Source organism: Prolixibacteraceae bacterium (assembly GCA_019856515.1).
Classification (GTDB): Bacteria; Bacteroidota; Bacteroidia; order Bacteroidales; family Prolixibacteraceae; genus Halosquirtibacter; species Halosquirtibacter xylanolyticus.
Genome location: CP082230.1, coordinates 4319938 through 4346531 on the forward strand (window position 1 = coordinate 4319938; position 26594 = coordinate 4346531).

The following is a 26594-nucleotide window of genomic DNA, read 5'->3' on the forward strand; positions in this document are numbered from 1 at the left end:
AATAAGCCATGAATATACAAGATTTAAAAAGTAAGTTTATTGAGAAGTATGGAGAAGGTGAAGTAGAAGTATTTTTCTCTCCAGGTCGTGTCAATCTTATTGGTGAGCATACCGACTATAATGGTGGTTTTGTTTTCCCATGTGCGTTAACTTTTGGAACATATTGTTTGGTACGTAGAGTGGAGAGACCTTCTTTCCGTTTTGCATCACTAAATCTTCCATTCGAGACGGAGTTGAACATGGATCAACTTACTACACCACTAGATGACAAATGGGTAAACTATCCACTGGGTGTTCTTGCACAGTTTGTGAAAAAAGAGATCCAATTTGACGGTGGTGCTGATCTTATGTTTTATGGTAATGTGCCAAACGGTGCTGGACTTTCGTCATCTGCAGCATTAGAGGTTGTAACAGCCGTTGCTATTAATGATGTTTTCCAGACTGGTCTTGATCGCGTAGAGTTGGTTAAGATGAGCCAGAAGGCAGAGCATGAATTTGCTGGAGTACATTGTGGTATTATGGACCAGTTTGCTTCAGGAATGGGATCGAAAGGCCATGCTATTTTCTTGAACTGTGATACATTGGAGTATGATTTAGTACCTGTGAAATTAGAAGGTGCGAAGATCGTAATTAGTAATACTAACAGTCCTCATAAATTAGATTCAGGTAAGTATAATGAGCGTGTGGCTGAATGTACTGCTGCCGTTGAAGCTATCTCAAAAGTGAAGCCTATTAAGAACTTAGGTGAACTTAGTTTAGAGGAGTTTAATAGTGTTGCTGATGCCATTGAAGATCAGGTTATTCTTAATAGAGCACGCCACGTTGTTTCAGAGATTCAAAGAACAAGTGATGCGGTAGCAGAGCTTAAGAGTGGAAACATTGATGTGTTTGGAGCGTTGATGAATGCATCTCATGATTCTTTGAGAGATGATTATGAGGTGACAGGATTGCAGTTGGATACTATGGTTGAAGAAGCCCGTAAGATCGAAGGTGTAATTGGATCACGTATGACTGGTGGTGGATTTGGTGGATGTACGGTTTCTATCGTTAAAGATGATGCTGTAGATACATTTATCGAAGAAGTAGGAAAGAACTATGAAGCACGTACTGGTATTAAGCCAGAGTTCTATGTTGCTGAGATAGGAGAAGGTGGTTGTAAATTGAGCTAATTATTTAAAAATATAGTAGCAGTGAGCTTTAATATAGAAGAACATCCTCATCGAAGAATGAACCCCTTAACAGGGGAGTGGGTATTGGTTTCTCCACATCGTTCTAAGAGACCGTGGCAAGGTCAAGTAGAAAAGGTGGTTGAAGAGCAACGTCCGGCATATGATGAGACGTGTTATTTGTGTCCAGGGAATGAGCGTATCGGTGGAGAGAAGAATCCTCAGTATGATGCACCATATTCATTTGTGAATGATTTTAGTGCGTTATTGAAGGATACTCCTGAAGGCGGTGTTGCAGAAGATGATCTGTTTATCTCAGATAGTGTAAAAGGTATCTGTAAGGTTATCTGTTTCTCCCCACGTCATGATTTAACCGTTCCAGAGATGGAAGTGGGAGAGATCAAAAAAGTGGTTGATCTGTGGCAAACAGAGTATCGTGAGCTAGGAGCAAAGGAGGAGATCAATTACGTTCAGATATTTGAGAATAAAGGAAGTATTATGGGTTGCTCTAATCCACACCCTCATGGGCAGATATGGGCTTCTAGTATGGTACCAAATGAGCCTCAAAAGAAGAGTGAACGTCAATTGGAATATTTTCAGAAGAATGGACGTACATTGTTATCTGCTTATGTAGAGAAAGAGCAAGATAAAGATGAGCGTATTTTGGCAGAAAATGAACATTTTATTGCTTTGATACCTTATTGGGCCGTTTGGCCATTTGAGACAATGATTGTGAGTAAGCGTCAGGTCTCTTCTCTAGATCTATTTACAGAAGAGGAGAAACTAGGTTTAGCTGATATGTATAAGAAGCTAACGGTGATGTATGATAACTTATTTGAAGTCTCTTTTGCTTATTCTGCTGGAATACATCAAGCGCCGACAGACGGTCTGGATCATCCGGAATGGCATTTCCATATGATGTTCTATCCGCCGTTATTACGTTCGGCAACAGTTAAGAAGTTTATGGTTGGATACGAAATGTTAGGTATGCCACAACGCGATATTACTGCGGAAGGGGCTGCCAAACGTTTACGTAGTCTATCGACCGTTCACTATAAACAAAGATCCTAAAGCAAAAACTATTAGGTGATCTATAAAACAAAAAACAAAACAAGGGAAGCATTGCTCGCAATGTCTTCCCTTGTTTTGTTTTTTGTTTTATAGATCTTTGTATAGATTAAATGTTATTTCCTCACCATTGTGATAGAATTCAGGTGTATTCGGATTTATATCATCACTGATTCGTTGAATGTCTTTCTCTTGTTGGTAATTTGTTGTCATTTCAGGATCTTCTATTGTTAGGAAAAGAAAGTGGGGTTTTACAAATTAGATATTTGATTTTTCATAATTATAGATGTCTGTTTTGGTTCTATTACAAAACAAAACGAAGGTATAGACGTTAATCTTTAAAAGTTTGAATTTATTCGGATATATGAAATATGATATAATAGGAGATGTTCATGGACATGCATCTCTTCTAAAGATGTTGTTAAAGGAGTTAGGATATCAGGAGAATGATGGTGTATGGTTTCATCGTGAACGAAAAGCTATCTATTGTGGTGATTTTATTAATCGTGGACCTGAGATTGTTGAAACATTCGAGATTGTTAAGCGTATGTGTGAAGGTGGGCATGCGTATGCAGTTCTAGGTAACCATGAGTTTAGTTTGATGATATGGCATTCGTTTAAAGGAAAAGATCTGATGAAGCCTAATCTGGTAAAGAAAGCTGGACGTCTTTGTAAATCGACACGGTTGGCATTCAAGGAGCAGGAGTTATCATTGAAAGAGTATGTTAAGTGGTTACGCAGTTTACCTCTATTTTTAGAGTTTGATGGGTTTAGGGTAGTGCATGCCTCTTGGAGTGAGAAAGCAGTTGGGATTATCTCGAGTTTACGAGGGGATCAAAGTTGGCGAAAGTCAGAGATTAGAGAGATGGTGTTGGATAATGGTGCTATGATGAACGCAGTGTCGCTGTTGGTTCATGGTCCAATAATGACTATGCCGAAGGATATTAAAGTATATTGTAGTAGGGGATTGAATCGTAAAGTCTTTCGTCTGAAATGGTGGTGTACACCTTTGCCAGATACGTTCCGTGAGATATGTTTTGAGGGGAGATATACCCTTCCTGAATATACTATTCCTAAGGAAATAATGCCATCAGTAGAGGTCTATTCTCCATCTGCTCCAGCAGTTTTCTGTGGTCATTATTGTAGAGCAGATGGGGCACAATTGTTATCTCATAATATTGTCTGTGTGGACTCTTGTATTAGTCACTCTAATATGTTGTCTGCCTATAAGCACAGTATCCGAGCATCTATAACACGAGATAATTTTGTTACGGTATCAGGTGCTGGTGAGGAGCATTAATCCAAAATACCTAACCCTTGTCGTATTACTTCGAAATTGCCTTTGGTGCAATCAATAACAGTAGATGGAATGTTGCCTCCGCTACCCCCGTCGATCATAAGGTCTACTTGGTTTTCGTATCTCTCATAAATTAATTCAGGGTCGGTGGTATACTCGATGAGTTCATCTTTGTCATATACTGAAGTGGAAAGTATTGGAGATCCCAACTGTTCGACTAGATCTCGAATAATTTGGTTGTCAGGAATACGAATACCAATGGTCTTCTTTTTATTCTTGAGCATCTTTGGTACTTTATGATTTGCTTCTAGTATAAAAGTGTATGGACCAGGGAGTAGTCTTTTCATTAGTTTAAAAACATCATTGGATATCGGCTTACAGTATTGTGAAAGCTGTGTGAAGTCGTGACAAATAAACGAAAAAGATGCTTTTTCTGCTTTAATTCCCTTAATTTTGGCGACGCGATCAATGGCTTTGGATTCATTGATATTACAACCAATACCATAGATGGTATCCGTAGGGTAAATTATCACACCACCCGTTTCAAGTACAGCAATGGCTTGATCCATATTGCGTTGTTGTGGAGACTCTGGATGAATAGAGATGTACATAGCTTGATCGTTTATTATTATTGTTGACTGTATAATTGTAAAGTTACTATTTTAAAATTTATATTACATTGAAAACAACAAATGATCTTACGCAGGGTTCGATAAGCAAGGCGCTGATTAAACTGGCAACCCCTATTATTGGAATGTCTTTTTTACAGATGGCCTATAATATGTTAGATATGATGTGGCTTGGCCATGTTGGATCTGATGCTGTCGCTGCTGTTGGTACTGCGACTTTCTTTACTTGGTTGGGTGTTTCTGTTATGTTGATCGCAAAAGTGGCAACAGAAGTAGGCGTTTCCCAGCGAATGGGAGCAAAGAATTATAAGGAGGCAAGCCTATTTACAGGGAATGCTATCTCTTGGATGGTCATCTTATCGATTGTCTATGGGGTATTCTCTTATTTTTGTGCTCCTTGGTTGATTGGCTTCTTTAAATTAGACAGTGCCGAAATTGTACATATGGCAATTCGTTATTTGCAGATTATTGCTTTAGGTGCTCCTTTCTATTATATGAATCAACCTTTAACAGGTATATTTACAGGTGCTGGTAACAGTACGTTTCCTTTTAAGGCGACTACTGTTGGTTTGGTGGTGAACTTTTTGTTGGATCCATTACTGATCTTTGGTTATGGTCCAATACCAGGGATGGGCGCAGAAGGTGCTGCTATAGCTACTGTTTTATCTAAGATGATTGTGACGCTTATTTTGGTGGTGACATTGAAAAAGAATATTATCAATCTCCCGATTTCTAAAGAAGATTTTACAATGAAGTGGGAGATGACCAAAGAGATATTCCGTGTGGGAACTCCTGTTGGTTTACATAGTGGTTTGTTTGCTTGTTTTGCGATGATTATGGCCCGTATTATATCTCAGTGGGGTGATCTTCCAATTGCTGTTCAGAGTGTTGGAGCCCAGATTGAATCTGTCTCATGGATGACCATGGAAGGTTTGGCTACGGCTTTGGCAGCCTTTACTGGACAAAACTATGGTGCAAAGAAATGGGATCGTGTTTATAAGGGATTCCTTGTTGCTGTGGCATTTAGTGTCTTCCTTGGATTGGTTGTAGGTGCTATATTTATCTTCTTTGGTGGGCAAATATTTGGTCTGTTCATTAACGAAGCCGAAGCAATTCGTCTTGGTGCTATCTATTTCTCAATATTAGGACTAAGCCAGGTGTTTATGTGTCTAGAGATAGGAACTTCAGGTGCTTTTTACGGTTTGGGAAAAACTAACCCTCCATCTTTTGTTGGGATTACTTTCACTGGCTTACGTATTCCATTGGCATTATGGTTAACTTCTATTCCTGCTTTGGGGATGACTGGAGTATGGTGGAGTATTTCGATCTCTTCTGTGGTAAAAGGTATTGTGCTATTTGCATGGTTTATGATCTTTATTCTTTTCCATCCAGAGAGAGATAAGAGTAAATTACAAAAGAAACGTTGGATTCGTTTTCTTCCAACTAGAGTAAGACAACAAATTATGGAGAACCAAATAGATTCATAAATATGGACAAGCATCATTTGAAAAGAGAAGTGACTCAAACAGAAGATGGGAGTGTCACGTTATTTATTCCAGAGTTGGATGAACATTATCATTCCGTTCATGGTGCTGTTCAAGAGTCAAGACATGTCTTTATTGAAGCAGGTTTGCGACACTCTAATCTTGAGTGTTTAACGATTCTAGAAGCAGGTTTTGGTACGGGGTTGAATGCTTTATTGACTTATTTTGAGGCGAAGTGTACGGGTCGTAAAGTGCATTTTGTGACCATGGAAAAGTACCCTTTAGTGTCTGAAGAGTATTGTGTTCTTAATTATGGACATTTGGTTGATGAGCAAGATGGAGCAGATGTTTTAATGGCACTTCATAATGCACCATGGGGAGAAAAAGTTGTTATGTCGGATTTTTTCTCCATAACTAAGTTGCATGTTGATATGAAGCATGTTAAGTGGGACGATATCCCTCCTGTTGACCTTGTTTATTATGATGCTTTTGCTCCTGATATACAACCTAGTTTGTGGAGTGATACACTCTTCGAATCTGTGGTGAACACCATGTCATCAAACGGAATTTTAACGACCTACTGTGCGAAAGGAGTGGTTCGACGATCGTTACAATCAGCAGGGTTGACTATGGAGCGTTTGCCTGGCCCTCCTGGAAAAAGAGAGATGCTTAGAGGGGTAAAGCGTTAATGTCGAGTTAATATGTTGAATTTATTAATGTTCAGTATTATTATTCTACGAAAAACATTATCTTCGAGTTTTATATTTTAATAACAAAATAAAAAGATGGCAGATACATTTACATCTTCATTAGAGAAACTAAGCTATGCGCTAGGTTTAAGTATGGCTTCCAACATTATTGGAGCAGGTATTAAAGAGGTTGATTCTAATAAAGTTTTAGAAGCATTGAATGATGCTTTAAACGGAGCAGAGCTTAAGTTAGGTGCTGAAGAGGCAAATGCAACAATACAAGCTTTCCTTAATGAAAAGCACGCTGAAGCAGCTCAAACTGCATTGGTAGAAGGTGAGGCATTTTTGAAAGAAAATGCTACTAAAGAAGGCGTAGAAATTATGGATAGTGGTATCCAGTATATCGTTCTTAACAAAGGTGAAGGTGCAAAACCAACACTAGAATCACAAGTGAAGTGTCATTACCACGGAACACTTATTGATGGTTCTGTATTTGATAGTTCGGTAGAGCGTAATGATCCTGCTACTTTCCCACTTAATGGAGTTATTCAAGGATGGCAAATTGCACTTCAAGAGATGCAAGTTGGCGAGAAGAGACGTCTTTTCATCCCATCAAGCCTAGCTTACGGAGAACAAGGTGCTGGTGGTGCTATTGGACCAAACCAAACACTTATTTTTGAAGTAGAATTGTTGGAGATCCTATAATTTCATTCGGATAATAAAATACACAGAAAATAAAATAAACTTGAATAATATGAAACTAAAAAACTTTGCTTACGCATTAACTATCGGTGGTGCATTTGCTTTTGCATCATGTCAAACAGGTGCAGTAAAAGAGTATCCTTTAACAACTCAAGCGGATTCAACTTCATATGCTATTGGTGTAGGTATGGGTAAAAACCTTGAAAATGCTCCAGGTGTAGGTAAATTAAATGCTGATATCATTGCTGCAGCATTTAAATCATCTTTAAACAAAGGGGAGAGTAAACTTACTGAAGAAGAGAGCCAAGCTGTAATCCGTGCTTTTTTTACAGCACAACAAGAGCTTGTGAAAACTGAAAATATTGAGAAAGGTAAGAAGTACTTAGAGGAGAATAAAACAAAAGAAGGTGTGATCACTACTGAGTCAGGTCTTCAATATAAGGTGGTTAAAAAAGGTGATGGAGCAATTCCAGCATCAACAGATAAAGTAAAAGTTCACTATACTGGACGTCTTCTTCCTGATGCAAATAATCCTGAAGGAAAAGTATTTGATAGCTCAATTGAGCGTGGTGAGCCAATAGAATTTGATGTAACAGGAGTGATTCCAGGATGGACAGAAGCACTTCAGTTGATGCCTGTAGGATCAGAATTTAAGGTATATATTCCTTCTGAACTTGCTTATGGTGAAAGAGGAGCTGGTGGAGACATTGCACCTAACTCAACTTTGGTATTTGATATTCAACTTCTTGATATCGTTACAAAATAATTACTTGTAATTATATCCCATTTAATGGGAAAAAGGGAGATCCTTATTTATAGGATCTCCTTTTTTATTGTCAATAGTTTAGGGATTTATTCATAATTTCTTTAACTTCATAATTGTCTAATTAATTGTATCTTTGTAGTCAAACATTATATTTTATAAAGCCGTTATGAGTTTTACAGTTAAAGGTAAATTAGAGAAAATTCTAGACGAGGTTTCTGGAACAAGTGCAAGAGGTGAATGGAAGAAGCGTGAGTTTGTTCTAACAACACAAGATGAGCAATATCCAAGAACGATCTGTTTTACTCTATTTAATGATAAGGTTTCTCTTATCGAAGGATTCCAATCTGGGCAAGATCTTGAAGTTTCTTTTTCGGTGGAGTCAAGAGAGTATCAAGGAAGATATTTCCATAATGTGAATGCATGGAGAGTACAGCCTGCTATGGCAGATGCTCCTGGTGCACCACAAGGAACAGTTCCTCAGTTTGATCCAAATGCATATGCTGCTCCAGTATCTAATGCAGGTGGAAACAGTGCACCAGCTGCAGGAGGTGATTCTGATGATGATCTACCATTCTAATGCATATCTACTCCTTAAATGGAGTATAAATAAAAAAAGGCAATTCATATCTGAATTGCCTTTTTTATTGCACATACCTAAATTATGCTATAGGGATCTGTCTTTTGAAAACTTGATCTAGTGAGATAAAGGTTTCTGTTCTAGCAATCCCATCAATGGCCTGAAGATCGGTGTCTATGATCTTCTTTAGGTGTCTGTTTGACTTGGCTTGAACTTTAATAAAAATAGCCCATGCACCAGTTGTAAAGTGACACTCTACTACTTCTGGAATACCTTTAAGTTGTTCTACTACTTTTTTATCGTAGTTTACTTTCTCAAGAAATATTCCTAGGTAGGCACATGTATTAAATCCTAGTTTGTTTGGATTTACGATGAACTCAGATCCTGAGACAATGCCAATATTTAATAGTCGTTGAACACGTTGGTGAATTGCAGCTCCCGAAACACCACATTCACGTGCTACTTCAAGAAATGGAATTCTTGCATTCTTTGTAATGAGCTGCAGAATTTTTTTGTCTAGTTCATCAATATGAACGACTTCTTCTGTGTACTCCATCTCTGGACTTTCAGTATATTTTTTCACAGTACTTATAATTTGTTACAAAAACAATGAAAACTTTTTTAATTTGTTGCAAATATAGGCAAAAATAGCCGATAAACGCAATTATCAAACATGTTTAATACAATGTTTTCTACTATTGCGCAAATCTATTAATAATATGTAAATAATAGTTGTTTTTTACTTATAATATTTAATTGATTTTTATCATATATTGGCTTCCGATAGTTGTCAATTACTTTGTTCTTTCGATTAAGTGAGATGGATATTGATATACTTTTAAATTGAAAGCTGCCATTGTCGCCAATAGGGTCTCCACGATACTTGATTGCAGTTCTTCATATGGTTGCCAATCTTTGATCATTGAGAATGCATAGATCTCTAAAGGAAGACCCGCTGGTGTTTGCTGAAGCTGTCTGACAATTTGTGTCATATCGTTATTTATTTGAGGGTGCTTCGCAAGATAAGTTTTCGTGTATTCTCTATAGAGTGTGACATTGGTTATTCCCATATGATAGGCCATTTCAAGATTTACAAGACCATCTTGTTGCATCTTATTAAATGTGGCTTCATCGACGACTTGTAAGCTCTTAATATCGATTAATATCGATTTTTTGATACGTCTACCACCAGACTCTTCCATCCCTCTCCAGTTTTTTACACTTTCAGAGATCATCGCATAGGTTGGAATGGTGGTAATTGTTTTATCCCAATTCTGTACTTTTACTGTATTCAGAGATATGTCTTCAACGGTACCATCAGCCATTCTTGATGGCATCTCTATCCAGTCGCCAATCTGCAGCATTTTATTTGCTGCAAGTTGTACACTAGCAACGAGACCTAAGATAGTATCTTTGAATACCAACATAAGAACTGCTGCCATAGCACCTAATCCACCTACGATGGTTGATGGGTTTTTGACTAATAATATTGAGATAAGAATAATACCTCCCATAACATAAAGAAAGATCTTAACCATCTGTATATATCCCTTGATGGGTCTCTCTTTTGCAAAAGGGTAGGTGTTGTATATATCTAAAACAGTATCAAGGAATCGATCTACCAAATAAACAAAAATTAGAGTTATATAAATTTTTGTACCTTCGGTAAGAATGGTAGTAACTAGATGGAAGTCGCTGTCAGCAAAACCCGAAACACTATAAAAAAAAGCAGCTGGAAATAGATGGGCAAATCCCCTAAAGAATTTGTTCTTAAACATGAAGTCATCCCATCTTGATTTTGTTCTGCTAACCAATCGTGGTAGTGTTGACCAAATGATCTTTCTTGATATATAGTATAGAATCATTGCAATGATTGCAATGCATATTAAAGAGATCATTAATCCTAGATATTCTCCCCAAGAGGAGCTTGTTCCAAGATCGACAAACCATTGCTTTAACAAGTGATATAATGATTTCATCATAATTTAGTTATTCATTAGATCCAGTAAAAAATATTTATAGGCAAAGATATTTAATTTTAATACAAAAAGTTACATGTTATGATCCGAAAGATATATTATCTTATAAGTGTTTTATTATTTACCACTTTAGTCTCTACTGATGCGTATGCTTCTTCGTTTGATGAGCGCTTCATGAATGAAACGATCCGGTTTGAGTTTCAATTGTGTGGAAATGCTGATACTACTTTTGTAATCGAAGGGGACTATTATGAAGAAGGATTTTGGAGTGGCTCTCAATTCCATTTGTTAAATGATATGGATTATGGAAACTATCACTTAGAGCTTGTCAATAGATCTAATAATGAGGTGATTTACTCGTCGGGGTTCAGTCCTCTTTTTCAAGAGTGGAAGAGCACTGCTGAAGCAAATCAAACGATGAGGGGTTATGATCATGTCTTTCGTTTTCCAAAACCGAAAGGCGAATGTCTAATACGTGTCAAAGAGCGTCAGTTTAATGGAGAAGAGAAGCTGTTGTCAGAGTTTACTTTCTCGCCTAAAGATTATTTCATTATTAAAGAACAGCCAATAAAATATCGAAAAGAGATAATTTATGGTGATGGAAAAAATGTATCGCATAAGGTTGATGTGGTGATGTTGGCCGATGGGTATACCGAACAGGAGTATGATAAATTTATCAAAGATGCACGACGTATGGTGACTGCATTGTTTGAAATGAAACCATATGATAAATATAAGAACGACTTCAACTTTATTGCTGTTTTTCACCCTTCTTTAGAGAGTGGTTGTGATATCCCAGGCGAGTATCAATATAAGAATACAACTTATGGCTCATCATTTTATACATTTGATATCTCAAGATATCTTACGGCTCGCGATATGCGTCAAGTGTATAAAGATGCAGGCACTGTCCCTTACGATCAGATATATGTGTTGGTAAATACTAAGAAATATGGAGGTGGTGGATTCTATAATTCGATTAACCTGACTTCTGTGGACCACCCGCTATCTGAAGAGGTATTTATCCATGAATTTGGTCATGGTTTTGCAGGACTTGCTGATGAGTATTATAACTCCTCTACTGCTTTCGATGAGTCCTACTATAATCTAAAAGTAGAGCCATGGGAACCCAATATCACAACATTGGTTCAGTTTGATAAGAAATGGAAAATGATGGTGTCCGAAAAAACACCTATTCCTACACCTCGAACAAAGAAATATAAGAAAACATTGGGGGTCTTTGAAGGCGGTGGATATATGAAGAAAGGAGTCTATTCTCCCAAACAAGATTGTCGTATGAAAACCAATACGAGCAAAGGATTTTGTGATGTTTGTCAAAAATCCATTGCTCGTATTATTGAACACCATCGCTAAGTATTAGTAGCTCTTTTGCATCTTATTAACCCTGTGGATATATTCCATGGGGTTGTATATAAAATCTTTAGGATCGGTGTATTTGTTCTTTGTATCCTCTTTGGTTGGGATTACTAATTCAGACAGCTTATCTAACTCTTCCGGGTTGAGAAGTTTGTCATCGTTATATTGGAGTTCACAACCAAGCTCTCCCTTAACATCATAATATCTCCAAGCACCTTGCTTCATACCATTCTCAATACTACCTTCAAATCGGACCTTTCCGTCACGATAAAGTTCACGATGTATCCCGAACTCAATTCCATCTTTATACTGAGACTTACTTAAGAGTGCTCCCTCTTTATAGTACTCGAATTTAGTTCCTGAAAGCTTTCCATCTTGCCACTTTGATAATGATTTCATATTTCCATTATCGTAGTATGTTTTTGATATTCCATGAAGTTGATTCCTCTTGAAATTAAGAACAGAAGATACATTCCCATCTTTTAGGAACATCTTCCAAGCTCCAGTCTTCTTTCTATTAATATAGCGTCCTGTGGCCGATTTGGTCCCTTTGGGATAGTAGTATATGGCATCTACAGTGTCACCTCCAAGCGAGTAGTTCATGATGCATTTGAGCTTTCCATCCTCATTATATCGATAAAGTTTATCGGAAGGGTGTCCATTCTTAAATAGTCCACGATATTTTAATGTTCCATTTTTACGCTTAACAACCCACACTCCATTCTTCTTACCATTATCGTCTAATTGGTTGATATCTTCGTGTTGTGCTAAAGAAGTAAAGATCATTCCTCCGATGAAAAAAGAAATAAGCCAACTTCGTAATATTGTTTTCCCCATTGTATTCATCTTATTCAATTATGCTCTAAATATAATTAACCATTTTAATTTACAGTACACTCGGTCTTAATTTTATGTTCTGTATAGTGAAAATGTGATATTTAACTTTGTTGTTCTTGAAATTATGATTCTATGGCTTCAGAAACGGCAATGGTCAGGAATTGTTTTTAAGATTTCAGGATTCAGCTTAGACTCTTATTATATGTGATTGGTAATTAGGTGTTCATCACCTATTGATTAGCTGATCCCTTATTAAAATATAAAATTGAGGTTAATTCCTTTCTGTATTAGTTCTTAATCTAAGGTGTGATTGATTGAGAATTAGTCTCTTTCGCTTTTGTCTAATAGGCTTTCACTTTTATGGAGTGTAAAAACGTTCTAATGCCATTAATATCGTGAATAGTTGCATATACGTATCATTTTATTTGTCATAAATGTGATTGATTAATTCATATTATTTATTGGGATATCTGTCTCCGTTATAAAGAATCGTAATCTCTATTTTTAGGTCTATAACTTAAACAAAAAAGATATGAAACTGCTAAAAGCAATCTCTATGTTGACATTATTGCTGGGAATATCAGCAATGGCTCAATGTAAAGATAAGATCACACTTGATGTCTATCCATCATCAGTTGGGAAAGTCAAAAAAGGAGCACACTCTTTCATTGGAGTTACTGCTGCTAGAGATTATATTAGAACATTAAAAGGAGGTAAAAGAGCTGCAAATATTGATGTGGTACTACATGACGGTGTTTACTTATTAGACCAAACACTTATTTTAGGTATAAAAGATGGAGGGGTAGGTAATAATTTTGTAACCTACAAAGCTGCAAATGGAGAGAATCCAATATTATCATCAGGACAAACCGTTGGTAAGTGGAGTTCCGTAAATACTACTCTTAAAGGGCTTCCTGTAAAAGCAAAAGGTAAGTTGTGGGTTACCGATTTCCCTAGGGGGGTGGATTCTGTAAGGGTACTTTATGATGGAAATCAGCGTTTGTTACGTGCTCGAAGCAAGGGTTTCAATCATGCCGCGCAGAAAGCCAAACGTTTTGCTAGTAGAAACGTTGCCCAACAAAAAGATCGTTATCTATTGAAAAGAATGCCTTTCCCAAAAGGGTTGATCCAAAAGGGGGATCGTTGGGAAGATATAGAGTTTGAGTTCTGTCCAGTGCCTTGGGCATATAATATTATTGGAATTGACTCTGTTGACTTTGAAAAGAGCGTAGCATGGTTAAAGTATGAAGCAAATTCGGCACCATTTACGACTCCCAAAGATCACCATCCAGCTTTTGCTGAAAATTCAATACGTTTTTTAGATACACCAGGTGAGTGGGTGGCTGACCATAAAGCACGTAAGATCTATTACTGGCCAGAAAATAAAAAACCGTCTGGTGGTGAAGTCGTTCCTACTCTTACTGAGTTGGTTCGTGTTGAAGGAGATATTCATTATAAAAAGGCGAATGATGAACCTGTGAAGAATATTGCTTTCGAAGGCATCACGTTCAGATATGGAAACCGTTATGACTGGTGGAAAGGCCATAAAGGATGGGGTATCCAACATGATTGGGATAAGTTTGATTGTCCTAATGCGCTGCTTCGTTTTAGAGGAGCTGAAGGCTGTAAAGTGAACCACTGTCGTTTTATAGACTCTGGAAACTCTGCAATCCGCCTTGATCTTCATGCGCAAAGGATTGAGATCAAGAATAATTTGATTCAAAGGGTCGGTCATATGGGGATTCTTCTTGCAGGCTATGGTCCAGGAGAGAAGGATGTGAACAAGAATAACCATATAGAGAGCAATATTATTGATCATTGTGGTGAGGTTGTCTTCCATGGACATGCGATATTTATCTGGCAGAGTGGTGAAAACTATGTTGGACACAATGTTATTCAAAATTGCCCGCGTAAGGCAGTTGGGATTTGTGGTGTTAGAGCACCCATTTTTATTGAAGGGGAGTCCGTAGATTGGGATGAAGCCTCAAAAACACTACGTTGGAAAGAGTTAGACCCTAAACTTAGAAATAGAAAGAATATTACTCAAGAAGCGCTACTTCCATACCTACATGCTCGTAACAATATTGTAGAGTTTAACGATGTGTACCGTACTCGCGTAAAAATTGGTGATGGAGCATCATTGAATGTCTCAGGTGCTGGTACAGGAAATGTGATGCGCAACAATATGCTAGTTGAAGTGGTCGGTAACGGGATGCGTACGGATGATTGGCAGCGTGGAACGACCTTTGAGAACAACATTATCGCTAGTGGTGGAGTCGTGCATAAAGGCTGTAATAATTTGTTGAACAATCTTTTTATTAACTCAACAGTGCGTTTTACATCTTATCCTGGACAGGTCAAGTTTTCTGGTGCCAAAGTGTCACATAATATATTCTATTTCAATGGTAAAGGACAGGTGCCATATTCTGGACGAAAAACATCTCAATTTAATACACCATATGATATTTGTGAAAACAGTAAGAATGTTTTCTATAATAGTTTGGATAAGAATATTGAGGTAGACTTTCTGAAAAAGATGCAAGCACATCCTGGTTTTGAGAAAGGAACCATTGTTGCTGATCCTAAATTTGTACACGCTCTTCCTAAATACAGAAGACTGTTAAAAGAAGATGTGGCTCTGATGAAGAGTTCTCCAGCTTATGCATTAGGGTGTAAAAAGATCGACGTAATGGGAATAGGTCTTGCCGATGGTTATCCAAAAGATCTTGCTAAAGATGTATATGCTCGTGTAGAGAGAAGACTTATCTCCGAAAATGCAAACATCCAGAGCTCTTCTGTTGGTCGATCAGTTAAGAACTACAAGCAAATGTTGTTAGCTAAAGGGGGAGAAGTTGATGTAGAGTCCGTTATCTCTACCAATAAGGAGAAGAATCCATTTATTGTTCTTGATTTAGGGGATGAGATGAAGATGGATGCATTCCACCTGATTAGTTCTTACAAAAATGGAGACAATAGTAATAGAAAATTGGCTCTATGGACAAGTGTTGATGGACAGAAATGGACACAGCTATGGAAAAATGATATCGAGGAGATTAAAGTAGGACGTTCATGGGATATTATTTTAGATCATACTGTAAAAGCAAAATATGTAAAAGTGGGATTAAATGGTAATGGTAAACTTACGATGAAACAAATTCAGGTATATCAGGATATCTAATCGCTAACTATATTAAGTAAAACTTATAGAGCTCTTCTTGAAAAAGAAGGGCTTTTTTACTGTTTATATAACGACTTATACTCTCATTTCACAGACTATAAGAAAACACAAAGATAAATTACTTTGTCGAATGCACATACAATGCATAGGTTGTCTATTACTTTGTATCAGACCGCAAGATTTATGATTAGTAAATCAAACAACCCTTATTTAATGTAATGTTTCTATTTTAGATGCTTTTCTACACCAAAGATTATTTACTCATTTTAGAGACAGACATTTGTCGGTAGCCACTGGTGATTCTTCATCAGTGGTTTCCTTTTTGTACCCCCTGCACGATGAAATCAACATGTTGTTTATAATACCTCAGCTATAGACTTGAATGTTAGATTTTTGTTTGATAGTATTTGAGTTAACAACAAATAATTAATCAGTTTTTCATCAGTATTAGGTTAATGTTTTCATCTAATACTATACAATATAAAAATGAGCCAACAATTTATCATTGTTGGCTCATAAAGAATTATCTAATACTATACAATATTAATTCTATTTACTGTAAGTATAGGCATAACCTTGATAAGAAGGATCAGTAACAGAAACAATTTGTACTGAATTGTTTCCGCCGTATACTTTACCTGCAGCTGTTATATAAGAACCTTTGTCAATAAAGTAAACTCCTTTTGCATCAAAGAAAGGAGCAAGAATATCTTTAAAATCATCCGGTATTGGAGTTGTTGGTGTCAATACCTTTCTACCTAGCTCTTTGTCTTCGATCTTAAAATCGACAAAAGAGTTGCCAAGTGATGATTTTATTTTAATATATATTCCATATTTCTGGGAATTGTAAAATCTTAAATATGAAACATTTATTTTTTTATTCTGAAGTTTTAATAATTCGTCTATATAACTAGGCGAAGTTTTTGTATAGTCAGAAGTCTCGATAGAACAGTACGCATATGTGAATTGTTTTGCGAAAATGAATTCCGCTCCAGTTTGCATTACTGGACTATATCCTGAATAGCGGATATAAGCTTTTTTACCTCCTTCATCTGATACATAGTTTCCGTCTGCACCCAATGTGAATTTAGAGAATTTATTTCCTTCGATAACAACAGGTTCTGTGAAGATAATCTCTTTATCTGTCACATCGGCATCCACAACCGTAGTAATTTCTCTTTGATTCTCTTCCTCCCACTTGGTAATACTAGCCTTGTTTAGAGCGTTATTATAAGCGAAACCATAACGTACCTCGCTACCTTCCATCTCAATGTTTCTAAATAGAGAAATAGATTCGTCATTCTTTAACTTCTTTTTGGAAGAATAAAGTTCATCACTATACTTCTCTATTCTTAAGAATGATTTTCCTTCACTACCGTCTGCACGGCTTTTAAACAGAATATAGTTATCTGTCTGTTCTTGTACACTCCATCTAAAGTCTGCTTTTAGTCCTACATCTACATGTAGAGCCATATAACTATGACTGTCAAAAATTAGATCCTCTTGCTGGGTATACCTTAAGGTGTATGATGACTCTTCTCCAGTGGAGATATCCTTTGAAGCAGAACACATTACCGTACGTCCTTTATCTTTGAACTGGATTTTTAAGAAATATGTCTTTTTACCTGTTTCTGTATACATCGAAGCAAGCCATTGATCGTTCTTCTTCAGTTCAGTATTAAAGTCTTGCAATCTTTCAGACTGAATTTCTGAAGCATTCTTTTGGAATACCTCTTCAATTTTATTGTCTTGACAACCTACCAATGTAAGTGATGCCAAAAATATGATGGTTATATATTTTCTTAACATGATATTATTCATTTAATATGATAGTTTGATTAGGGTGCTGGTACTGGTTTCTTAGCTGCCGCTGCTGCTAAATACTTTTGTACTTCTTCCCTAATTTTATGCATATCTACACCTTGTTTTACCATAAACTTTTCCAATGTTTGGAATTTCTTACGAATAAATGATCTGCCTTCATTACGTTTGCTTAGAGCAAGAATAGCTTCTTCAATCTGTGCCTGTAGTTCATCTTCGTCTGCTTTTCTATCTTTTTCAGGGATAAGTTCAACCAAATCTTTAGGAAGTTTCTCATCTTTAATTCGATAATCCCAATTGCTTTGAGGGTAAGTGATATAACAAGAGAACATCTCTACAAAATCTTCCGAAGTATTAGAGGTTGCATAAGGAGTAACCATGCCTTTTGCTATTGCATCTTTAAGTTTCACTATTCTCCATCCGGTACGAGTATAATTATCAGGTGTTATCTCTCGATATTCATCTGGAAGAATAAACGTTTGATGAAGAATATGGCAATATTCATGATAAGCAGTATGAAGTTGCTTTCTCATCCATTCGACATTTGTTTCGGTAAAACTATTTGCCTCTGTAAATCGAATTAATGTTCCTCCTTCTGCTTGTCCCAATACAACTGTTCCGTCTTTTTGCTTTGCAGTGGAACCAACTAATACGATCTGTTTAGGAAATGTTTTTCTAACAAATTCTTTATTTGATCCATTCACCATAGGTGTTAACCACGCTTCATGAAGCATTTTACATATTGGGAGAACAATATCTTCTTTTGGTGGTGTGATATAGTACCAATCCTTTGGAAGTAGGTTCTCAATATATTTATACTCAACACGTAAATTATATCCTTTGAAAAGCTCAATGATTTGCTTGTCTAATTCGGTTATTTCTCTTGGTGGAAACAGAGGCTTATCGGATGGGATCAATGCATCCTCATCTTTAGAACAGCTCGTAAACCCAATAAGAACTGCTAATAGTATATATGCTAAATGTTTCATGTTTTCTTAGTAGTTTTGTTTTAATCCATTAATTATTGCGAATTGAGGAATCTCAAAAGCAAATAGAGGAAGCTCTTCGTTTAATTTCAATAGACGTCCATCTTTAAGTCTATGTTCAATGTTGATTTGATACCTATGGATATCATACCATCTTAATCCTTTATAGTAGTATTGTCTCTTACGTTGATTAAGAATGAACTGTATCCATGCCTCCTGTGCTGTTAGTGGCTTTCCATCTACATCGCTAAAGGTGTCAATCAGATCTTTATCTGTAAATGCAATTGGTGCTTCATGGTTGGTCACCAAGAAGTTTTGCATGTCATCATATGCTCCTTTAAGATCATTTAGTCTTACTTTTGCCTCTACTAGATTGATTACTGATTCTGATAGAGGGAAAAGATCATTGCTTAATTTACCACTATATCCAACTTGTATGAAATAATTTAGAGGAAGAAATATATCTCCTTGTAGCTTATAACCGCTTCCATTATCTCTAAGGTCTTTTCCCAAGACAGAAGGTTGTGTTATGTTTTTATAAGAAGAATTTGTTGATTGGTAGATGTACGAGCCTAATTGCCAAGTGTAATATGTTTGAACCCAACCTACCTCTGGAGATTTAACTTCAATGATAGCTCTTTTATCTAATGCATAATCACTCCATTTCTTCATTGAAACGACACCTCCATATGCAGCAATTGCTTTGGTTGAATATGCTTTACTTTTCTCATTATCACTTTGATCTTTGTTTCTCCAAAGATAGATACGTCCTCCAATGGCATAAGCTGTTGGGATGGTGATGCGATATTTATTTGTGTTAAATGAATTGCTATTGGCTTCAAGTAATTTTATTCCTTGCTCGTAGTCCGTAATGATCTCATTATAACATGCCTCTACTGTGGAACGATCATACTTCTCTATAAGCTTGTTCTCTAATTTTTTAGTATATGGTATACCTAAGTCAGTAGCAGCTGTAGCTGTTTCATATCTTTTAGAGAAAGTATTCAAAATCATAAAGTGGTAATATGCGCGTCCAATTAACGCTTCTGCCTGCAGTGCTTTTGCAAAGTCACTATTTCTAGTTTCACCATTCATGTTTCTTAATGACTCCAAGACCAAGTTGCAGTTTGCAATAGATGAGTAACTGTTTTCCCAGAATGATGCAGGATTATCTTGGTGTTTCTCATTTGTAATAATCTTTTTCCAACTATAGAGATCTGTAAGAATTGGGTAACTTTGCGTCACTCCATCAGCTAATGTGACATTGTCTGTAGCAAAGAATAAGCCAGAATGCGTACTCATTTTGTCATATGTTTCTGCCATTACCGCACTCACATCATCCAGAGTTTGTACGGACATCCTATCGTCTGGCGCTTTTTCGAGGAAGCTTTCGCAAGAGGAGAAGCTAGTGGCAAGAAGTGCAACTGCCACCAAATTATATATTAATTTCTTCATTTTCTTTTCGTTTAATAATGATTATAAACCAATCTTGAAAGTAAAAGAGTACTGTTTTGTAATCGGCATCGTAGTACCACCAGACCATACAAACTCAGGATCTTCACCATTCAATTTATCGCTATCTTTAGCCCACAATAGAGCAAGATTGGTACCTTGAACACTAAAATTACATGTTTTAATGCCTAGTCCTGAGATCCATTTCTTCGGTAAGTTGTAGCTTATAGATACATTCTTAAGTCGAATGAAAGAGGCATCAGCAATCCAATAGTCTGACATGCCATATAGTCGGTATGCTCTTTGGATATCATTGGCATCATCTGCTTTTTTCATAAAAGCATAGTCTTGAATCGCTGGAATATTTGTTTTGGTCTCATCTCCTGCAACTCTCCAACGGTTCTTTAGGTGTTCGGATAGTGAACTAGAATCATCATATTCGTAATTAAAGTCTTGCATCACTCTTTTTACGTGACCAAATTGTCCTGTGATTAATGCAGAAACGGTTAAATTCTTAAACTTAATGCTGTTGCTGATACCCAAGTTTGTTGTGGGTTCTAAGCTTCCAGAGTATTCAAAATCAGAGAAGTCGGCTGTCTGGAGCTTAAGATATCTTACTGTTTCGTTATCTCTATTATAGAATGTAGGTACTCCTTTGGTATCCAAACCTGCAAATCTAGCAGAATATATTCCTCTTACAGCTCCTCCATTAGATGGTACTCCATATACACTTGTTGCTCTAGCAACCCAGTCTTTCGTGACAAGATTCTTGATTTCACTATGGTGATAAGAGTAACTGAAAGAGGCTCTCCATGCAAAATTTTTCGTTTTTACCGGAATTACATCTAAAGACATCTCATAACCATAAGAATCCATATCTGCAATATTTCCTTTTTTAAACAGTTTTCCACCAATACCTGACGATTGGTAACGACCAATTAGGTCATACCCTTCACGATTATAGTAGTTGAAATCACCTGATACACGGTTGTTCCATATAGCAAACTCTGCACCAATGTTCAATTCATACTGCTTCTCCCAACTCAGGTCAGAGTTCTCTAAACCTTCAATCGAAATTCCTGTTTGTGATTGTGTTGGGTCTAATGGTCTTGCAATGTTGTAAGATCTGAGATATAGCGAGGCATTCTTTGCGTCACCCAAGCTACCGTTCAATCCATAACCTGCACGAACAGCCAAATTATTTAGCCATGAAACATCCGTTAAGAAGTTCTCATTCTTCATATTCCATTTTGTACTCACATTCCATGTTGGCATCCATCTCGCAGTCTTGGTTACACCTAGTCTGTTAGAACCATCATAACGGAAAGTACCATTGAAAGTGTATTTTCCTTTGTAGTTATAACCATAGTTAAGGAAGAATGCTTCGAATCTGTCATAACTCTTACTCAAACCATAATAACTCTTCCCTTTCAACGATAGTTTCTCCATAAAGTTCACTGTTGGGCTTGCTAAATTCCCCATGTCATAGTTAAACCCATATCCTTGAGTGTTGTTTGATACACGATCAATATATCGGAATTCCCCACCAGCCAAGAAGGTAAACATATGATCATCTCCAATCACTGGGTTCCAATTCACAGAACTGTTTACATAGTAATTGGTCATCAAGTTCTCATACAAATTTAATAGACCTCCACTTGGAAGAGAACTGTATTTAATCCCTGTTGTAGATCCTGGCTTCTCATACAAGAATCTGTTATCATCTCTTATGATTTCACTATCGTTAGGACCTGTACCTGCTCTAAGTGCCGCTGCATGTGCTGAACTCTCATGGGTTTCCATTTGTGTTCTTGCTGTATAGTAGCGTGCCGATAGTCTTGTATTCCAAGTGAGACGTTTGTTGAAATTGTAGTTGAATGTGGTGTTGAAGCTCATATCTCTAACATCCACTAACGTTTTATCTCTTTCAAGCTCCTGTAGCATGTTGAAATCAACATAGTTTCTTCTGAAATACTCAGGATTACCGTTGTCGTCTTGTGTGCGGATATTTCTACTTGTAGTTAAGGCATAAATATAAGGGTTTAAATCAAAATCTCTCTCTACACGACCAGTATATCTATTTACACCACCTGCCGTTTTATCATTATCACTACTTGCTGATTGACTTGAACCAGGAAGTCTTTGATTTCTGTAAGATAGGTTGGTAGATGCTGTAACAGAGAATTTCTCGGATAATCTAAATGTTCCCTTTAATAGAGCAGTATATCGATCTACATTATCCGCAACAGTCCAACCTGCATCATTAAGATAACCTAGTGAAACATAGAAATTACTCTTTTCACTTCCTCCAGAGACACTCACCGTGTGATTTTGTTGTATGCCTGTTTGGAATAACTGATCAAACCAATCTGTATTGGCATTCTCATATTTTCTAAGGAAATTATTTATCTCTGTATCTTCCGCACTACTCCAATCCACATTATTCTTACTAATCTCATTGAATAGTTTTGCATATGCTCCATGATTCTTTGCAAATTGTGTATTCGCAATATTGATCCACCCTTTTTCGTAGATCTCTTTGTTGACTTGCATCTGATCTTTTGAATTCAGAATGTTGTAGTCATTATACGAAGGAATTGGTCTTACTGTCAATCCCATGCTGTAATTTACATTTAAGGTACCATCTTTACCTTTTTTCGTGCTGATTACAATTACACCATTCATCGCACGTGCTCCATAAAGAGCCGTTGCTGATGCATCCTTTAGAATCTGAAAACTTTCAATATCATCAGAATTAATTCCTGCAACCCCTGAACTGATGATGGTTTTCATGTCACCAGAGTTTAAGTCATCCATAGATACATCTACAGCATCCTCTAGTACTACACCATCTACAACCCATAGTGGTTTTTGATTTCCATAGATTGATGATGCACCACGTACTCTAATTTTTGGTGCAGCACCGAAAGTAGATGAGACGTTCTGAACAGATACACCTGCTACTCGACCTTCTAAAGATTTTGAGATATCCGCCTCACTTGCAAGTTGAACATCATCCATCTTTACTTTGGCAGCAGCTCCTGCAAATAGTTTACGGTCTACTTTCTGATACCCAGTCACAATCACTTCATCAAGTTGCTCTGCATCGCTCTTAAGTGTGACTTTAATAGTAGACTTACCTTGTATTTTTAACTCTTGCGTCTCCATACCGATGTATGAAACCACTAGTATAGCTTGAGGGTTGCTATATCTGATATTAAATTTTCCATCAAAATCTGTTGCGGCACCGTTGGTTGTCCCTTTAATGATCACTGTTACTCCTGGTATTGGAGCTCCTTTAGTGTCAATAACAGTACCTGAGATCGTCTTTTTCTCTTGGTTGGCTTTGGTTGCTGCTTTTATAGGTGCAGCATAAGTGCTGAAACTGCCCAGTAAAATAAAAGCAAAAAGACAATATACAATTGTCTTCCGAGGAATGGTTATCCCTCTTAGGTTTCTAAAAATAGATTTCATAAATGTTGATATAAATGTTACAATAAATGCCTATCATTTGGTTTTAAGTCTAAAAAAAAGATTCAAGGATGGGAATCAAAGAACCCCTAATTTATATGATGTTCATTAGTGTTAATGCAAATTAATGAATAATTATACAAATAAACAATAGTTAACCTATGTGCCTTGACTTATATCATATGTAAATTAATATATCTGCATATATGTTAAACTGATAAGAGATACGGATTGTTTAGTGTCTATTTGTTTTTTTGTGTAAATCTAGTGTTGTTAAATAATAATTTGTAGTGTTAAAATGAATTGCTTTATGTTGTGTGTTGAATAAAATAGACCCTAGATTAGATATGTTAGCACATATTTTATGTTTACATAAATGCCCTTTTTATATTTGATTCTATGGGTGATGAGATGTGTTATTAAATGGATAATTAATCAGGGAAGCACAGAAACTATTTTATACAATAACTGAAGATTCATCTAATAAGTGACTGCAAAAGAAATGTGAAAATGTGATTGTGGTAACTGTAATCTGCTATTATGTAATATAGTAACATATACTCAAATGGATTTTTGATTATATGTTACTACTGTTCATTGAGACATTCTAGTGTCTGGGAAAACATGTCATCTTTTTTTGTAAATCGAGATGAAACGAATTTAGGTATTTCATGTTTTACTCTCGATAAAGAGAAGGGATGTTAAGGTCCAACTAGGTTCGATTCAATCATCTTGTCTCATTTAATGCTGCTGCAATTATGTGTCTACAATATTACCCTTTGATCCACATAAGTATATCTGATGTTCTATTTTCATCCAAATATTCATATCTATAGATTAATCGACCATTAAATGATATTGGTACAGTTATTTGCTTTTTACTTCTTAAACATGCTCTCAATAAATAGATTCGGAACGATTATTTGTAAGATCGTGATCCTCTTGAATAATATGTCACTTGGGTTTATATCTCATCAAGCCTAAAATTATCTGATGAGATATAGATGTAATAGTCTTGGATATGTTGGAGTCAGATATTTCGAATTATGAGGAATAAAAAAAGCAGTAAATCGAAGTGTATTTTCGATTTACTGCTCTATATATAAGATAACTTGTAGGTAATGAATACTGCTGTTATCTAACCCCTCAAATCGTTGAGAAGCTTATTAGTCGCGACTATAGTTTGGTGCTTCACGAGTAATGGTAACATCATGAGGATGACTTTCTGTCATACCTGCTGATGTAATACGCGTGAATTTAGCATTGTGTAGTTCTGTGATATTGTTTGAACCACAATATCCCATACCGGCTCTAAGCCCACCTACCATCTGATACAATACTTCGTCTAAACGACCTTTATATGCTACACGAGAAACGATTCCTTCTGGAACAAGCTTCTTCACGTCATCTTCTACATCTTGGAAGTAACGATCTTTTGATCCATTCTCCATTGCATCGATAGATCCCATACCGCGGTATGATTTAAATTTACGACCTTGGAAGATGATTGTTTCGCCTGGCGCTTCATCTACTCCTGCAAAAAGAGATCCACACATCACTGTGTTTCCTCCAGCAGCAATGGCTTTTACAATATCTCCTGAGTAACGAAGTCCACCATCTGCAATAACAGGAACACCGCTGTTTTTGATTGCTTTTGCTACATTATAGATTGCCGAAAGTTGTGGTACACCTACCCCTGCAACAACACGAGTTGTACAGATTGAACCAGGTCCAATACCTACTTTCACAGCATCTGCACCAGCAAATACTAGTTCAGAAGCAGCTTCTGCAGTAGCGATATTACCAACAATAAAATCAACCTGAGGATATGCAGCCTTCGCTTTCTTAAGCACTTCGATTACCCCTTTAGAGTGACCATGAGCCGTGTCGATAACGATAGCATCTACTTCAGCATTTACCAGTGCATCAACTCTTTGCATCGTATCGCCAGTGACACCAACACCAGCAGCAACACGTAAACGACCTTTGCTGTCTTTACAAGCAAGAGGCTTATCTTTTGCTTTGGTGATATCCTTATAGGTTACCAGTCCAAGAAGCTTGTTGTTACCATCCACAACAGGAAGTTTCTCTATCTTATGATTTTGAAGAATCTGTGCAGCTTTCTCAAGATCGGTAGCAACATCTGTAGTTACAAGGTTTTCAGAAGTCATCACTTCGCTAATCTTTCTTGTAAGATTACTTTCGAATCTAAGATCACGATTGGTAACAATTCCAATCAACTGTTTGTCATCTTCTGTAACAGGAATTCCACCAATTTTATTGGTCTCCATGATACGAAGTGCATCACGTACAGTTTTGTTTGGAGAGATCGTAATTGGGTCGTAGATCATTCCATTTTCTGCACGTTTCACAATCTTTACTTGCTTTGCTTGTGCCTCGATAGACATATTCTTGTGAATAACTCCAATTCCACCTTCACGAGCCATAGCGATAGCCATGCTTGCTTCGGTTACGGTGTCCATTGCAGCAGACACGATTGGGGTATTCAATTCAATGTTACGAGAGAATTTTGTTTTAAGGCTCACGTTGCGTGGCAGTACTTCGGAATATGCGGGTACAAGAAGCACGTCATCGAAGGTAAGACCTTCAAATACAACTTTATCTGAAAAAAACGACATGGGTAATAAATTTTTGGATTAGAAACGTTTTTTTATTTAATCGGCAAAGGTAGTTTATTTGAGGGATATAATAAAAATATTTATTGTGAAATAAGATGAAAAAAATAGGGGCTCTTGAAGGTCAGCTCTCTGAGATAATGGTAGTAAAAAATAAATTGGCATGATGCCTTTGGTTAGAGAAAATATCCCTCTGATAGTTTGTGAAACCTCTTATATCAACGTTATTTGGAGTTCGGTAAGCCTCATTCAAAGGTCTCACTTATTTGTAGCCGTTGTATGGTTTGTGATCTTGAAAATGATAAAACGTGGTTTGTCTGTCATTATTGGGTAATATCGATATATCAATAGGGTATGATCAAGCCTTTTGCTTCACATTTAAGAGAGAGGTTCTTTACGTTTGGTTTACCAAATAGTCGTGTGGAGGTAAGGGAAGGGTAACTTAAGGGTAAGTTTAGGGTAACTTAAGTATAGGGAAG

19 protein-coding genes are annotated in these 26594 nt (G+C 36.7%); 10 read left to right on the forward strand and 9 right to left on the reverse strand.

Annotation, left to right across the window (positions count from 1 at the left end; genetic code table 11):
• The first annotated feature begins 8 nt into the window (after positions 1-8).
• The 3 genes from K5X82_15845 (at position 9) to K5X82_15855 (ending at position 3534) form a co-directional block, all read left to right on the forward strand.
• On the forward strand, positions 9-1169 hold the full coding sequence (locus tag K5X82_15845) for a galactokinase (protein QZT36701.1): 1161 nt from the start codon (positions 9-11) through the stop codon (positions 1167-1169).
• 57 nt (positions 1170-1226) lie between these two features.
• Positions 1227-2237: a UDP-glucose--hexose-1-phosphate uridylyltransferase gene (locus K5X82_15850; protein QZT39144.1), complete on the forward strand. Its 1011-nt coding sequence runs from the start codon at positions 1227-1229 to the stop codon at positions 2235-2237.
• 361 nt (positions 2238-2598) lie between these two features.
• Complete coding sequence (locus K5X82_15855; protein ID QZT36702.1) at positions 2599-3534, forward strand: metallophosphoesterase; 936 nt, start codon at positions 2599-2601, stop codon at positions 3532-3534.
• Here K5X82_15855 and K5X82_15860 read toward each other — a convergent pair.
• Positions 3531-4142, reverse strand: coding sequence for a threonylcarbamoyl-AMP synthase (locus K5X82_15860; protein QZT36703.1), 612 nt, complete (start codon positions 4140-4142; stop codon positions 3531-3533). The genes K5X82_15855 and K5X82_15860 overlap by 4 nt on opposite strands.
• Positions 4143-4210: 68 nt before the next feature.
• Between K5X82_15860 and K5X82_15865 the strand changes: the two genes are divergently transcribed.
• From K5X82_15865 to K5X82_15885, 5 genes are all read left to right on the forward strand, one after another.
• Positions 4211-5647 (forward strand): MATE family efflux transporter, encoded by a 1437-nt coding sequence (locus K5X82_15865; protein ID QZT36704.1) that lies wholly within the window; start codon positions 4211-4213, stop codon positions 5645-5647.
• A gap of 2 nt (positions 5648-5649) precedes the next feature.
• The gene (mnmD, locus tag K5X82_15870; protein QZT36705.1) at positions 5650-6333 is read left to right on the forward strand and encodes a tRNA (5-methylaminomethyl-2-thiouridine)(34)-methyltransferase MnmD; all 684 of its coding nucleotides are present in this window, start codon (positions 5650-5652) and stop codon (positions 6331-6333) included.
• A 96-nt stretch (positions 6334-6429) separates the two neighbouring features.
• Positions 6430-7038 (forward strand): FKBP-type peptidyl-prolyl cis-trans isomerase, encoded by a 609-nt coding sequence (locus K5X82_15875; protein ID QZT36706.1) that lies wholly within the window; start codon positions 6430-6432, stop codon positions 7036-7038.
• A 49-nt stretch (positions 7039-7087) separates the two neighbouring features.
• Complete coding sequence (locus tag K5X82_15880; protein ID QZT36707.1) at positions 7088-7801, forward strand: FKBP-type peptidyl-prolyl cis-trans isomerase; 714 nt, start codon at positions 7088-7090, stop codon at positions 7799-7801.
• Between the two features lie 166 nt (positions 7802-7967).
• A complete protein-coding gene (locus K5X82_15885) occupies positions 7968-8378 on the forward strand; it encodes a DUF3127 domain-containing protein (GenBank protein QZT36708.1) in 411 nt (136 codons plus the stop codon).
• Between the two features lie 82 nt (positions 8379-8460).
• On the opposite strand, the gene K5X82_15890 is transcribed toward K5X82_15885, so the two are convergent.
• Both K5X82_15890 and K5X82_15895 read right to left on the reverse strand, forming a co-directional pair.
• Positions 8461-8934, reverse strand: a complete 474-nt coding sequence (locus K5X82_15890; GenBank protein QZT39145.1) for an Lrp/AsnC ligand binding domain-containing protein — start codon at positions 8932-8934, stop codon at positions 8461-8463.
• A gap of 238 nt (positions 8935-9172) precedes the next feature.
• Entirely contained in the window at positions 9173-10360 is a 1188-nt protein-coding gene (locus K5X82_15895; GenBank protein QZT36709.1) for a mechanosensitive ion channel family protein, read from the reverse strand.
• A gap of 78 nt (positions 10361-10438) precedes the next feature.
• Between K5X82_15895 and K5X82_15900 the strand changes: the two genes are divergently transcribed.
• Positions 10439-11731 (forward strand): IgA Peptidase M64, encoded by a 1293-nt coding sequence (locus K5X82_15900; protein ID QZT36710.1) that lies wholly within the window; start codon positions 10439-10441, stop codon positions 11729-11731.
• Positions 11732-11734: 3 nt separating this feature from the next.
• On the opposite strand, the gene K5X82_15905 is transcribed toward K5X82_15900, so the two are convergent.
• Entirely contained in the window at positions 11735-12571 is an 837-nt protein-coding gene (locus tag K5X82_15905) for a toxin-antitoxin system YwqK family antitoxin (protein QZT36711.1), read from the reverse strand.
• A gap of 532 nt (positions 12572-13103) precedes the next feature.
• Between K5X82_15905 and K5X82_15910 the strand changes: the two genes are divergently transcribed.
• The gene (locus K5X82_15910) at positions 13104-15749 is read left to right on the forward strand and encodes a right-handed parallel beta-helix repeat-containing protein (protein ID QZT36712.1); all 2646 of its coding nucleotides are present in this window, start codon (positions 13104-13106) and stop codon (positions 15747-15749) included.
• 549 nt (positions 15750-16298) lie between these two features.
• Here the strand turns inward: K5X82_15910 and K5X82_15915 are convergent.
• The 5 genes from K5X82_15915 to guaB all read right to left on the reverse strand — a co-directional run bounded on the left by K5X82_15915 (position 16299) and on the right by guaB (position 26118).
• Positions 16299-17558 (reverse strand): DUF4302 domain-containing protein, encoded by a 1260-nt coding sequence (locus K5X82_15915; protein QZT36713.1) that lies wholly within the window; start codon positions 17556-17558, stop codon positions 16299-16301.
• A 29-nt stretch (positions 17559-17587) separates the two neighbouring features.
• Positions 17588-18559 (reverse strand): hypothetical protein, encoded by a 972-nt coding sequence (locus K5X82_15920; GenBank protein QZT36714.1) that lies wholly within the window; start codon positions 18557-18559, stop codon positions 17588-17590.
• A gap of 6 nt (positions 18560-18565) precedes the next feature.
• Complete coding sequence (locus K5X82_15925; protein QZT36715.1) at positions 18566-20011, reverse strand: RagB/SusD family nutrient uptake outer membrane protein; 1446 nt, start codon at positions 20009-20011, stop codon at positions 18566-18568.
• A 21-nt stretch (positions 20012-20032) separates the two neighbouring features.
• Positions 20033-23482 (reverse strand): SusC/RagA family TonB-linked outer membrane protein, encoded by a 3450-nt coding sequence (locus tag K5X82_15930; GenBank protein ID QZT36716.1) that lies wholly within the window; start codon positions 23480-23482, stop codon positions 20033-20035.
• A 1163-nt stretch (positions 23483-24645) separates the two neighbouring features.
• Entirely contained in the window at positions 24646-26118 is a 1473-nt protein-coding gene (gene guaB, locus K5X82_15935) for an IMP dehydrogenase (protein QZT36717.1), read from the reverse strand.
• Between the last annotated feature and the right edge of the window lie 476 nt (positions 26119-26594).